The organism is Labilibacter marinus (assembly GCF_001659685.2).
In the GTDB taxonomy this organism is placed as follows: domain Bacteria; phylum Bacteroidota; class Bacteroidia; order Bacteroidales; family Marinilabiliaceae; genus Saccharicrinis; species Saccharicrinis marinus.
Genome location: NZ_LXYE02000036.1, coordinates 62,538 through 77,092, shown reverse-complemented (window position 1 = coordinate 77,092; position 14,555 = coordinate 62,538). Strand labels below are relative to the sequence as shown.

Annotated in this window: 8 protein-coding genes; 6 read left to right on the top strand and 2 right to left on the bottom strand. The window is 36.2% G+C overall.

Annotation, left to right across the window (positions count from 1 at the left end):
• Positions 1 to 33: 33 nt before the first annotated feature.
• The gene (locus tag A8L32_RS15360; RefSeq protein WP_066631684.1) at positions 34 to 3,294 is read right to left on the bottom strand and encodes a sensor histidine kinase; all 3,261 of its coding nucleotides are present in this window, start codon (positions 3,292 to 3,294) and stop codon (positions 34 to 36) included.
• Between the two features lie 284 nt (positions 3,295 to 3,578).
• Positions 3,579 to 4,775, bottom strand: coding sequence for a hypothetical protein (locus A8L32_RS15355; RefSeq protein WP_066631683.1), 1,197 nt, complete (start codon positions 4,773 to 4,775; stop codon positions 3,579 to 3,581).
• A gap of 248 nt (positions 4,776 to 5,023) precedes the next feature.
• Here A8L32_RS15355 and A8L32_RS15350 point away from each other — a divergent pair, with 248 nt between their 5' ends.
• The 6 genes from A8L32_RS15350 (at position 5,024) to A8L32_RS15325 (ending at position 14,519) form a co-directional block, all read left to right on the top strand.
• Positions 5,024 to 6,628, top strand: coding sequence for an alpha-L-fucosidase (locus A8L32_RS15350; RefSeq protein ID WP_066631682.1), 1,605 nt, complete (start codon positions 5,024 to 5,026; stop codon positions 6,626 to 6,628).
• Positions 6,629 to 6,648: 20 nt separating this feature from the next.
• Positions 6,649 to 9,315 carry a hypothetical protein gene (locus A8L32_RS15345; RefSeq protein ID WP_143525131.1) on the top strand — a complete coding sequence of 889 codons (2,667 nt, stop codon included), beginning with the start codon at positions 6,649 to 6,651 and terminating at the stop codon, positions 9,313 to 9,315.
• 32 nt (positions 9,316 to 9,347) lie between these two features.
• Positions 9,348 to 9,653 carry an alpha-L-fucosidase gene (locus tag A8L32_RS15340; RefSeq protein ID WP_066631678.1) on the top strand — a complete coding sequence of 102 codons (306 nt, stop codon included), beginning with the start codon at positions 9,348 to 9,350 and terminating at the stop codon, positions 9,651 to 9,653.
• A gap of 264 nt (positions 9,654 to 9,917) precedes the next feature.
• The gene (locus A8L32_RS15335; protein ID WP_066631676.1) at positions 9,918 to 11,735 is read left to right on the top strand and encodes a sulfatase-like hydrolase/transferase; all 1,818 of its coding nucleotides are present in this window, start codon (positions 9,918 to 9,920) and stop codon (positions 11,733 to 11,735) included.
• A 28-nt stretch (positions 11,736 to 11,763) separates the two neighbouring features.
• Complete coding sequence (locus tag A8L32_RS15330; protein ID WP_066631674.1) at positions 11,764 to 12,726, top strand: LamG domain-containing protein; 963 nt, start codon at positions 11,764 to 11,766, stop codon at positions 12,724 to 12,726.
• A gap of 134 nt (positions 12,727 to 12,860) precedes the next feature.
• Complete coding sequence (locus A8L32_RS15325; protein ID WP_066631672.1) at positions 12,861 to 14,519, top strand: glycoside hydrolase family protein; 1,659 nt, start codon at positions 12,861 to 12,863, stop codon at positions 14,517 to 14,519.
• Positions 14,520 to 14,555: the final 36 nt, after the last annotated feature.

Sequence of the window (14,555 nt, the reverse complement as noted above, 5' to 3'; positions counted from 1 at the left end):
GTGCTGATTAAAATTAATTTAGTTATGCTGCTTTTAACAAAGATCAATAGTGAAATGAAAAACAGAACCTTTGCCAACTTCACTCTCTACATAAATTTCATTTTGGTGCAAATCAATAAATTCCTTACATATCACTAAACCCAGTCCATGGCCTTTTTCACCATCGGTGCCTTCGGAAGAATAAATATTCTCTGGCTCAAATAATTTATCAGAAATTTCAGGAGGCATACCTTGCCCTTCATCTTTAATAGAAACCAGAACTTTACCTTCTTTAACTTGAGTATTCACAGTTACTTTACCTCCCTTGTGAGAGAACTTTATAGCATTGCTAATCAGATTTCTGAAAACGGTTGAGATCATGTCAATATCACCTTTAACCATTTGTTTTTCGCTGATTAAAAATTCAATGCTAACTTGCTTGTTTTCAGCTACTGCTTTTAATAGGTCAATGGTATCTCTAACAACATCAATCAACTTAAAGTTAAGCTGAGATAGCTCAATGTTTTTTGTTTGGGACTTAAACCAGAGTAATAAGTTCTGAAGTAAGTTATATACTTTAGTGGATGAAATGTTTATTGTTTTGGCATAATAAATTCTATCTTCTTCGGATAGATCGGGGTATGAGTGATGAAATAATTCAGAAAGCCCTAGTATTGAATTGAAAGGCGATTGTAGGTCATGCGCTATTACAGAAAATAAACGATCCTTGGCTTTATTAATCTTGGTTAACTCGGCGTTTGCCTGATATAATTTGTCTGATTGTACCTTAAGCTGAATGCCCTGTTCTTCAATGGTTTCTTGACGCTCCTGAAGTTCCCTATTTAGCTTGGTAAGATGTTTAGTTTGTTCTTGTAAATTATTGTTACTGCTGATTAAGGCTTTTGTTGTATCCATTATTTCACCTTCTAACGCTAGTTTGGTTTTATTTAAGCGTCTAGTTCGCATGGTAATTAATAACCAAACTAATGCTAGAATAAAGAAGGTAGCTAAAACTTTAAATGAGGTTCGCAGATACCAAGGAGGAATAACTTTAATTTGTAAAGTGGCTTCTTCCTCATTCCATAATCCATCATTGTTTGTAGCTTTTACTCTAAAGGTATATTTACCTGGTTCAAGATTAGTATAAGTTACTCTAGGAAGGTTCCCTTTTAAGTTCATCCATTCTTCCTCGAATCCTTCCAACTTATATTTGTATTGACATTTATCAGCAGCGTTATAGCTAACTGCATTAAACTCAATTGAAAAAACATTTTGATTGTATTGTAAGGAAATAAGGGGTGCACTAACTATATTTTTACTAATTATTTCGGGATGATTAATGAAATTTACAGCTTTGTTAAATACGTTTATTCCTGTAAATGCAACTTTAGGAGGCCTTGTGTTATGGCTTAATTGTTCCGGACTAAAGATCGTTATTCCATTGGTTCCTCCAAAAAATATTTCTTTATCTGATTTGAAATATGACCGGGCAATAAAGTCTGTAACTTCATTACCTTCGTCTATGCCAAAATATTTTATCGTATTATTTTTTGTATTAAACTTTGCGATACTAGATGATACGCTAAGCCATAGCACATCAGGCTCCCCAGCTACAATCGATTTTATTTCTTTACCAAATAAAAAAGTCTCAAAGTGATCTTTGCTATCATTGTATTTTGCTAAACCTCTTCCTGTACCAAACCAAATGTTACCATAGCTATCCGAAGTAACGCAATGAACTTCATTATCGGGTATGGAATTTGTGTAATTAGGGTCTGCAAAATATGTTTTAAAAGAGTCTGTGCCTGCAGTTAATTTACTGATACCCCATGCAGAGGCTACCCAAATATTTTTTTTCTGGTCTTCAGTGATATCATACACCCAATTATTACTTAAATTACTATTCTTATCGGTATAAATTTTGAATTGCTTCTCGTTCCATTGCAATAGTCCATTGCCATGGTTCGCATACCAAACGCTTCCATCCGAAGCCGCTTTTTTTGCAACTATATGTGTAGGGTTTTTGCTGGGGGGTAATTGTTGATTATGATCAATTGTAAATCTTTCGAGAGTGGAGTTGTAGTTATAGAAACCGTTGTTGTGCACAGCAACCTCCAACTCTTTATGTTGATTTTGGCCTATCATGGATATGGAGCCTAAAGGCAAACCGCATGATCCAGGATGGATTCTTTTTACTTTATTACCTAACCAATAAAATATATCAATACCTCCATTGTAGCTACCTAGCCAAAGGTTCCCTTTTTTATCTTCGTGTAAGGCCGTAGTGTTACTCGAAGATGGATACCAATTTTCTTCAATTTCGTTATTGCAAGTTCTTATTTTATTGCAAAACATGCTAATACCTATGCTGCCATACTTGTGTAGTGACCAGTAGTTACCTTCAAAGTCTTGATAAAATTTAGTTACACTATTTTTTATAGCATATTTATCGGTTGAAGCATAATATTGATAAAAAGCATCTGTATTTTGATTATAAAGATACAATCCAGAATCAGCACAAATCCAAATATTACCCTCTTTATCATCATTTATTGAAGCGATGTTTTTAATATCTGAAAATTGATTAATGTGTTTTTTTAGGATATGGTTATGAATATTTAGTTGAAGTAATCCGCCTCCATAAGAGCCAATAAATAATTGGTCATTTAATAACTTTAAATATGTAATAGGATATGAAATTTTTAAGGGTACAGATTTAAAGTTCCCCGATATATTTCCTTTAAATAAATATGGAGCCTTTGAACTACCTAGCCAAATTTCTCCTTCGTGACCTGCTTGGGTGCTTGTAATTACTTGGTCAAATGTTTTAATATGTTTGAATATTCCATCTGAATCATCGTAATAACTTATAGAATGTTCTGCAATCATGTAGATCTCTCCATTACTGGTTTCCCCTATCTCAACTATGGGAGTATGATCGATGTTGTTTGTGTATATATCAGCAGATACGTACTCGAAAATATCTAAGTGAAAATTGTATTTGGAGATGGTGTTAAGCGAGGCGCACCATAATTGGCCTTTGGAATCAATAAATAAATCATTGATGATGCGCATGCTATATTGTTCTGTATTATTATGGCTAATTTCATAAATAGAAAAATGGTTACCATTATAACGATTAACACCGTTAGTTGTACCCAACCAAATAAAACCAATGCTATCCTGCACAATATCAACCATATTGGTACTGGATAGGCCGTCGCTTTTATCAAAGTACTTGAACTTTAAAGCAGGCGGATTGGCCCAGATTAACGTAGCTAATCCCAGCCAAATTACAGTAGCAATTCCCCTCATATCTTTCTTGTTTTCCTGAAGGGCTTACGTTTAAAAAGAGATTTAGTTGTCTTTTTTTAGAGTTAAAAACAGATATGGTTTGGCGTAAATAATCATGGAGGTTAATTCATAATACAGTAGGTGTATTGTGTAAAATAAGAGAGGTTCGAATACTGGGTTATACTGAATTTTACAGTACCAATTGCTCAATATATAGTTAAACGAGAAGTGGAATAAGTGTCAGATATATAATTTAAAAAGTATTTCTAAGTTTCGATGTATTAGTACAGATAGAAGAGGATACACTACCTCTCCATCACTTCCAGTTCAACCAACTCACAATTTACATCAGTTCTTCCAATTCCTTCTACTTTAAAAAGGGCATTAAAATAAGAATCAGGAGAAGGCATTTTTTTGTAGAATTGTTCCAAAAAGTCTGGATCGATAAAGCTATCGACCACAGCCATGGTGCCAATGTCGTTATTAGAAACAAAATACAAGGCTTTATTATTTTCATTAAGCGGCATAAAAGAAACCATAGCATACTCCGAACTAATGCTGTTATTAAACCGTGCTCTGTAATGTTTTTTCTGGCCTTCTTTGATGGTTGTAAAATGCGTTGCTAAATGGGTTCGGTTATCGTTTGCTTCAACTTGAAAAACCTTACTGTCTCTCAAAAACACCTCCTTTGAAACACTCATGGTTTTATGTTGTCCAATATATACAATGTTGTTTCTTTTGGTTTCTTCGTACCTGAATTCACTTTCTGAAATTCTTAAAAACTCAGCATTATGCTGAAAAAACCATCGTGATAAATTGTATATAGAATGAGTAATTGACTTGGTAAAATAGGTATATCCCTTTTTTTGCAAGGTGTCAATGTCATTCTTTTTAATGTAAGAAATAAAATCCTCCGAACTATTTATTTCACCATGAATTAGGAATTCTCCTGGGTTACCTCCTTTCTTAGAAAGAACAACTTGGTCGGCCAATACACATACATTAGAGACATCCTTTGTAAAAAAGGATTCCCATAAGTATAGTTTTTCTTTGGTAGTGTAATAGTAGGTAATAGCAGCTGTTGCCACGATAATAGTTAAGATAAGGGCTAAGCTTTTTTTATTGATTTGTTTCTTAATAGATCGCTCGTTTGTGATTGGTTCTTTTATGCCTTTGTTCTCAATAAAACCTATTTTGTAACTGCCTTTATTTAGTACGAATTTTATATCATCCAATTTGCCTTCGTCTGAATAATAGGTGTTTAACTTTTTACGCAGGTTATACATGTATACGCGTACAAGTCCATCATTTTTAGCAGCGGTATAGTTGTCGTGAAATACTTCTGTGCCAATAACGTCTTCCTTAAGGTTGTTGCCTTTTAATGATTCTTCAACAAGGAAAGAGATAAGGTTGACATAACGAGGAGATTTATTAAACAGTCGGTTTTCCGTAATTCTAACTAACTGCTCTTTTATTTTTTTTGCATCGATTTCCTGATTCATAGAGCAGCAAATTTACAAATGTTTTCGGTTTTTTGATTTTGGTTGTGATATTGTCAGTCAATCAGCGAAGTAGGCTCTGTTTTAATGTCGAATCATTAACGTTAATTAACGGTAAATGTCAATAATAGATACCGTAATGGTTTCTTTTTGGCTAATTTATTAGTTGGGCAATTGTACTTTTATAAGGCTTGAAAAAACTACAGTATAAAAATATGTATTACCTTAAATATTGCCTTGTTATTCTTTTTATGGGAGTATTATTTGGTGCTTGTTCATTGAAAAAACCGAATAATAAAAATCAACAACCAATAAAAAAGTACGAAGCCAATTGGCAATCGTTAAAACAACACGAAATACCACGATGGGCATTAGATGCCAAATTTGGTGTTTATGCACATTGGGGTGCTTATTCGCAAGTGGGCACTTGGAAAGATATCAATAACATAAATTGGGGAAACTATTATATTACGCCTTATGCAGGATTTTACAGAAGTAATTCTGACGATCCCCGTCGCACAGCCTTCGAAAAGCGATATGGTTCCGTTGCTGAAGGCAATGGTTATAAGCACCTCTGTGACAATTTTTCTACTGCAGGTTTCGATCCTGTTGCATGGGCAGCCTTAGTAAAGCGATCAGGAGCTAAATACGCAGGTATTTGCACTATTCATCATGATGGTTATGCCATGTGGGATTCAGATGTAACACCACATAGTGTAGGAACAACTGGACCAAAGCGCGATGTTCTGGGAGAAATACTTACTGAGTTTAAAAAACAGGGGTTAAAAACAATCACGACCTTTCATCATGCCCGCACCTATCATCAATTTACTGATATTCAGAATAACCTACGAAAAGCAGGTATGTATGGAGCCGACTTGTTGGATCCAGAGATGGAGGATTATTATTGGTTTTTAGGTGGGAAAGAACGTTTTGTTAAGAATAGAAAAGCCTTAACTTACGAAGTGATTGATAGATATAAACCAGATATATTATGGTTTGATGGGTTCTCAGGAGGAGATGATTTTGGAACAGAGGAAATTTTAGCTCACTTTTTTAATATGGGAATTGAAGAAAACAAAGAAGTATGTGTACATAATAAAGGTAATTTTGGTACCAACTTTGGAATTTATTCCTACGAAAATGGAGCGCACCGACCCGGTTTTGTCGATTGGCCATGGGAAGATGATACACCTTCGGCAGTAGCATGGTGCGACTGGCCTTGGTGGTATGGCATTGAGTATAAGAAACCGCGAGATGTGGTAGTTCGCTTAGCTGATTTAGTAGCTCGTAACGGAGGTTTGTTACTATCCTTAAATCCTCGTCCTGATGGTTCTTTTGATAAAGGGCAAATAGATTTGTTGGAAGGTATTGGAGGTTGGTTGAGCCAGAATGGCGAAGCTATTTACGAAACGCGACCATGGATTATATACGCTGAAGGACATGTGGAACCATTGTTTTATCAAGATCTATCTAGTCCGATTAAAGAACATGCCTTTGGCAAAGAAGCTCGTCCTATTCAGCCTGACACCAAAAAGTTTGATGTGTCGGATATTCGTTTTACAGCAAAGGGAAATATACTTTATGCCATTCAGTTAGAAGTTCCTAACGATAGGGAAACAGTGATAAAGTCCTTAGGCATGAAAACTGAAATTTCGGATAAAAATATTATTGAATCTATTGAGCTGATTGGGCACGACAAGGTAAATTTTGTTCGATCAAATAATCAATTGGTGATTGACTTACCAGAAAACTTGCCCAACAATTGGGCTTTGTCTTTTAAGATAAAAGTAAAAGGAAAACTAAAACAGCGTGTGCTTGAAGGAAAAAATAAGGTAGTACCAATGCGTTCGTAATTAAAAATATGATTAAAGAAATGAAAAAAACTACAGCAGTTCTAATAGCATTTATAGGGAGTTTATTATTTATGCCAATAAGTACAAAAGCTATCGAAATACAAGTTCAGCAAAAGCTGGAGGCAACAGCTAATCATGGTATACAAAAGCTAACAGAGGCTTTTGAAAGTCGTCATTTAAAACTAAGCATAGGTGAGTTGGGTGCAGATACTAAAGAGAAGTATGTTATCTGTGCAGGTTTAGCAAGTCATCCATATATTTCAAAGTCTCTACAAGAGAAAAATATTACTATTTCGGATACTCCCGAAGCGTTGGCTGTTCATGTTATTTTAGATAATAATCAAACGCGCTTAATTATTGCTGGGGCAGATGCTGTAGGTATTATGTATGCAGCACTGGATATAGCGGAGCAAATCAAACATGCTCCATCTGTGCAAGATTTTTTTTCCACGATCGAGGATATAAACGAGTCACCTTTTATAACAGATAGAAGTGTGTCCACCTATACGATGAATCGGAGCCTTTTTGAACAAAGACTTTTCGATAAGCAATACTGGACTACTTATTTCGATATGCTAGCCACGAATCGTATCAATAGTTATGTATTTATTTTTGGCTATGAATGTGCAGGATTTATGGCGCCTATGTTTCCTTATTTTTTCGATGTAGAAGCATATCCTCAGGTGCAGTTTAATGGTCTGTCAAAAAAAGAGCAAGCTCTAAACAGAGAAGCCATGCAAACGGTTATTAACCTGGCTCATGAAAGAGGTATCAGAATTACCTTTGGTTTATGGGATCATATTTATCGCGGAGCAGTGCAGGCAGGGCGTATTGAATGGGCACCCAGAACCATTACCCCAGAAACGCCTAATGTGGTTTCGGGTGTTACTACCGAAAATCTGGCTCCATACACAAAAGCTGCTTTAAGGGAACTGTTGAGCGTTTTTCCAGATATTGATGCCTTGCAGTTTCGTATGCACAATGAATCGGGTTTAAAAGTTGAAGAAATACCCGTGTTTTGGGAGGATGTGTTCTCTATGCTCAGGGAACTGAAACCAAGCCTTACCTTTGATTTACGAGCAAAGGGACTTCCTGAGGAAGTTATCCAGAATGCCATTGATACTGAATTACCATTTAGGATTGCTACTAAATTCTGGATGGAACAAATCGGGATGCCTTTTCATCCAACACATGTACATCCACAAAACCAAAAAGGAAAACGACACGGCTATGCAAATTTAATCCGTTACCCTAAAGAGTACGATGTTCATTGGCGTGTTTGGAGCGGTGGAACTTTGCGTCTATTATTATGGGGTGACCCTAACTTTGTCAGACGTTTTGTGACTGAAAGTGTGCCTGTATATGGGGGGAATAGTTTTGAGATAAATGAGATGTTGGCCACAAAAATGTTGAGCGTTAAACATGATACTAAACCACATCAAATTCATACTTCTAAATATCAATATTACGATTACGAGATGGAGCGCTATTGGCATTATTACCAATTGTGGGGGCGTCTTTCGTATAATCCAGAAGCCAATCCTTCTATATGGGAGAGAGAGTTTACTCAGCGATTTGGAGACGATACTGGCCTTCAGGTGATGAACACTTTACATCAGGCCAGTGAGGTATTACCTCGTATTGTAGCATCCAGTACAAACTATTTATATTTTCCTGTAACGCGAGGATGGGCTACCATGATGCGTATGGGAGATTTGGATATTTATGCGAAAGATTCGGGTACGGATACTGAACAATTTCAAAGTTATTATGATGCAGCAAAGCAGTTATTACATGGCGGCGAAACGAGTATGCTTACTCCTTATCAGAATAAAGTCTGGTTTGAACAGACTGCTGATTTTTTACTCAAAAAGGTAAATGAAATTAGTAATGGAAAAATGCCTCGAAACCAGAAGAGAAAATTAGAATTAGAAACTTCGTTGGTAGATTTTCAGATACTTGCATTTCTTTCGCAGTATCATGCTGAACGTATTCCTGCAGCCATCTGGTACAATATTTATAAAGAAACAAACGATGAGTTTGCCATAGATAAAGCCATAGAGGCAGAAGGTAAGGCCATTGGTGCTTGGGAAAAGATTGTTAAAGTGGCTGATGGTGTTTATGGCGAGAATTTGCGTTTTGGGTCAAAGGCTATGAGTACTGAAGGAGCTGCATTGTACGAAGCTGAGAAAGGAAAGCCATATTGGGAAATTCATCCACGTTCTTTTCCGGAAAATTGGGCCGAGGAACTTACCAAACTACAAGAAGGTTTGGCGGAACTAAAGAAACTAAAAGGAGAAAACTCATTAAATAAAGCGACACACCAAAAGCTGATTGCAGGTATGGAAGCGAGGCCACGTTCTTCATTAGTAGCTGAAGTCGTTAAATCAAAATCGGCAGTTCCGGGTAAGGATTACAAAATTCAGATTAAAGTGACAGAAGCAAATAAGGTAGATAAAATTCGACTACGCTATCGTCATCTTACTCAATTCGAAGATTACAAATCTGTAGATATGCTTCAAGGTTTAGCTGAAAATATATTTGAGGCAAGCATACCAGGAGCTTTTATTGAGCAAAGATGGGATTTAATGTATTTCGTAGAAATTATTGATTCAGAGGGTGGAGGAATTAGAATGCCAGATTTTGATAAAGAAATGCCTTATGTAATTGTACACATTAAACGTTAATGTGATACCCATAAACTGAAATAAAGTAAAATATGAAAAGCTTATTATTAGGTTGTATTATACTGTGGGTTATGCTACCTGTTATTGCGCAAAAATATACACCAACCTCGTATCCTGAAGAGTTTCAAACAACAGAGGAAAGTTTGAATACACATAAAAAAGTTCCCGAATCGGTTAAAGATGCCAAGTTGGGAATTAACTTTCACTGGGGAGCATATACTGTTCCTGCGTATGGTATCCGCGTTGGATGTACACTTATAGAAAAGACGGTTGGTGCTCGGGATGGAAAGAGTACCATGAAGAAACGTATGATAGAGAGTTTAACTACCACGAATTGATTACGGATTTTAAGGTAGAATTGACGAAATAAAATCATTAATACGAAAATCAATAATGCAAATGTGATTTCCTACAGATCGACTTGAAAAGTTTTAAAACCGAATGATTTGGAAAAAACCACTCCTTAATTAAGGATAGCTCCCTTAGTTTTTTTACTTTTTATTAAGACTTTTGAACGGTAGAATTTTCTTTCTAAGTGGTAAGGTTTTTAACCTAAAAGAGCATTCTATTTTTCAGTTTGTATAAATTTAGATAATTAAAATATGAAAATTTTTCTACTGGCATGTATAAGCCTATTGTTGGTTCAAAAAACAATCAACGCTCAAAACCAACCTAATGTATTGTGGATATTAACCGATGACCATCGTTACGATGCAGTTAGAGCTTTTAATAAGATGCTAACAGGAGAAGAGATGAGTCAGCTAGGCTATGTGGAATCTCCCCAAATAGACAGGTTGACTGAAATGGGTACTACTTTTATTAATACCTATTGTCAGGCACAGGGATGTGCTCCATCGCGTGCTTCTATGCATTATGGGCGTTATCCATTCCGCTCTGGAATTTACGAGTTCGAGTATCACAATAATACCTTAGAACATTCTCGTCCAACCTTGCCTGAGCAGATGGCAAAGTTAGGTTATCAAACCTTTCATGTAGGTAAACTTGGGGTGCGCATTAAAACCTTGGAGGATGGAAAGGCAAAAGCATATCCTATTTACCAAACAGATATTGATTTTAGAACTTTAGCACGTGAAAACTTAACGGCATGGGGTAAAGATTGGATTAGAGAAATTGATGGAGTGAAGTTAGATAAGCCCTTGCCCAATATTAACTTTTTTGTAAATGCCGATGGTGAAAGAGAGTATTTAGCTACAGAAATTGAAGATTTAGGTTTCCAAAAGAAAGGAATTGCTGAGGGTAGCGTTGAAAAATACGATTTGTTGCGAAAAATAAAAGGAAAGAAAAAAGAAACATTTGATATTGGGATGATTATAGGAGGAGTGAGTTCTCGTGAGGCCGGAAAAACACGCGATGGCTATTATACTTCTGTATTTCAGGATTACCTTAAAAATCCCAACCAGCCATTTGCTGTTGGTTCGCTAACTTATAAGGGAGTAGATACTACTAAACCTTTATTTTGCCATATAGGTTACGATTTTCCACACACACCTGTTCTTCCACCTGCCGACTATAGAGCGCGCTTCAAGCAACATGCTTATAAAGTACCTGAGCTTAGCGATGAGGAATATAAAACTATGGCAAAGCAAATGAAAAACGTGGTTGACAGAAACTTTACCGATAATTATTCAGATATGGATAAGCAAACTATGATTCAAGATTATTTTGCGTTTTGTGCTTATGGCGATAAACTTATTGGGGATGCGGTAGATGAATTTATACAATATAGCGAGGCTCAAAAGCAAGAGTGGATGATTATATATGTGCATGGCGACCATGGCTGGAAACTAAATGAGCATGGAGCCATTTCTAAATTTACTCCTTGGGATATCGATAGCCATAATCCAATTGTAGTAGTTTCTTCGGATAAAAAGAAATTTCCTGCAGGTAAGGTTGTCGATGAGTTTACCGAGTTTGTCGATGTTGCCCCAACTGCTTTGTCTGCTGCAGGTGCCAAGTTAAATAATAGTGAGTATGGATATTTGGATGGTTTAGATTTAGCCAAAGTCGCTAAGGGTAAAGCGCCTGTTCGAGATTATGTTATTGGCGAAAGTCATGCTGTAACTGGGCCGCGTGCATTTATTCGTACTAAAGACTATGTATTTTCTGTGCAAACGCGTCCTAACCGTAATCATGGAGGCGATATGAAATGGGCATTAAACGCTGATTATAAAGATTTAGATCCTGCGTTGTATGATATTAGTAAGGACCCGCAAGAAGTAATTAATGTAGCATTTGATGAAGAATACAAAGAGATAGCAAATGCGATGAAGGATAAATTACTGAACATTGTTTTAGGCGATAACCGCGTAGAGGTAAACTGGGAAAAATGGGGAAGTGGAACGGAGTATTTCAATAGCAATTTTGCACCAGGTTCACACGATTATAAATTGAAATTATAATAAATCAGAATAGTTAAAAGGAGAGAGTATGAAAGAAAGAGGTAAATTATTTTTCATTTTTGTTGGTTTACTAGTTGCTGCGTTCGCTTCATGTACAAAAACAGAAAATCAGCCAAGCGTAACGGGTGAAGATGACCTTGATATCTTGGTGAAAAATAAAAAATGGGAATTGGTAGAGGATTTGTCCGATGAGTTTGAGGCATCCTCTTTTAATGGATTAAAGTGGACAAAGGACCCTTTTAATGATGATTATGGATGGTATGGCAGATGGCCTGGTTTATTTGAAGAGGATAATGTGCATCAACAAAAAGGCCTTTTATTGCTGGAAAATGAAATATTCGAAAAGCCTAAAAAGATAAATACGACTGAATGGACGCATGGTGGAGCTATTGTTAGATCTCGAGCAGTTGTACAACCAGGAATGTTTTTGGAATGCAGTATGCAAACTACAAGCACCATTATGTCAGGAACATTTTGGTTAGTAACCGAACCTGCCGATTGTGAAGATATTCCTAAAAAGGAACTGGATGTAACAGAAAGTATCGGAGTTAGAAACGGCGTATATAAAAAACAAAAAGATGGAGCTGAAGCACCTGCTTGGTACGAAAAGACTTCCTACCAATTTGAAAAGGGTATAAATGCCAATGCCAGACAACGTAAAACCGAATGTTTAGATACTAAAAACATGCCCGGTAAAGCAAGAAGGGATATTGATCCTTCGGAAGGTTTTCATACTTACGGATTTTATTGGGAAGGTCCCGAAAAGTTGCATTTTTATTTCGATGGCAAATATGAGTTTTCTATCAAACCTTCTATTCCGTTTGAGCATGGAATGAGAATTGTTTTGGCCTCAGAAACCTACGATTTTAACATGCCTAGTGACGATCCTGTTTTGGATGGTTTTAAAACGGCTGATGGTAAAGATAAAGCAGTTGAAGACCGTTCTTCTAAATATGAGTGGGTAAGAACATGGAAAACTGTGGATAGATAAGCATGTAGAGGCTTTTTATAGCGGAAGTTTGAATAGTAAAGTTTTTGTTAAGGTCTTATTTTGCTTATTTCAGCAAGAATAGCTCAATTTTAGGGTGTTTATTTCGCTATACTAAAAGAAAAGCACTTGTAAATATGGATAAAAGAATAACATCAGCAATATGCCTGATTTTAATGGTTCAGCTCTCAATAGGGCAAGTAAAATCTTGGCATTCCCCCAAGAGCAATAAAGTCGTTGAACTCTCTCAATGGGAAATAGGAGATTTAATTTATCAACTTAAAAATAAGATTGAGGCTCCTCTAAAAAAGCAGGTTTTTGCCATCGTAAAGTCAACTGACCATGTGCAGAAAATACCTTTGTTTTATAATGGAGATAATCAATGGGTTTTTCGATATTCTAGTGCCATAGTAGGTAATAAAACTTTTGAGATAGAATCGGATATAAAAGAGCTGGATGGTAAAAAAGGGAAAATAGCCGTCGCTAAAAATACCAAAGCTAATAGGCATGGAGGAATAGTTTTAAAGGAGGATAATCCGCAACATTTCTTTTATCAAGATGGCTCGCATTATTTTAATTTGGCCTTTGAGTGTGATTGGTTATTTGCGTTGGATTATGGCGAAGAGGAGCTGGTTAAAACAGATCACTTGCTTTCTTTAATTGAGGATAATGGTTTTAATCAGGTGGTGATGAATGCCTATTCTTATGATGTAAATTGGCAAAAAGACAAGAAACTTAAAGACCATCCAGAGCATGAGTATGGTGGCAGAGAGGATATATTTCCGTTTTTAGGTTCTAATTCAAAACCTGATTATAGTTCTCTTAACTTTTCGTTTTTTAATCATCTGGATAAGGTGCTTGCTAATATGCACGATAAGGAAATTGTGAGCCACTTGATGATATATGTGTGGAACAAAATGGTGAATTGGCCAGAGATGCAGTCGGACGCTGACAATATGTACTATGATTATGTGATTAAAAGATACCAGGCGTTTCCAAATATAGTTTGGGATGTATCCAAAGAGGCGTTAAGTTACGGAAGAGCAACCGAAGAATATATTCTTGAGCGAATTGAAAGAACAAGAAAACTAGATTCTTATAATCGATTAGTATCTGTTCACGATTATGGTTTCTGCAAAAAAAATTCGGAGAAGGTAGATTTTATTTCACTGCAAAACTGGGATTATGCACTGTATAATATCATGCACGAAGCAAAGAAGAAATTCTCGGATAAACCCATATTCAATATTGAACATGGGGGATATGAAGAATCTCCATATTGGGTGTTTCCAGGAGCATATATCAATGCTGAAACTTGCCTGAGACGAAATTATAAATGTGTATTTGCTGGTGGCTACTCTACTTATTATTGGCAAGGAACTTCGTGGAATGCGATTATTCATAACCCCTACCAACAGCCTGAAGATTTTATAAAACCGCACTTCGAATATTTTAAACATATGCGAACGTTGATGGATTCGGTGCATTTCGAAAATTGTGAAACCTGGCCGGAGTTTAATTCGAGTGGGTATAGTCTTGCCAATACTAAAGATGGTATTTATTTAATGTTTGTGCCCAAAGAGTGTCATTATACAGCCACCCGAATTGCCATGAGGAAATTCAATACCGATAATGCCACCATACAATGGTTCAATACTATTACAGGAGAGTTTACCGAACTTCAGCCCTATAAAAAAGGTAAACCTACCGCATGGAATAAAGAGCAACCAAGACCTTTTAGATACGAAGCGGATGCAGTTATTATTATTAGAGGCCTAGAGCCATTGAATAAATAAACTAACTTTAATCATCATGCTTGATGCTGGCTAAAT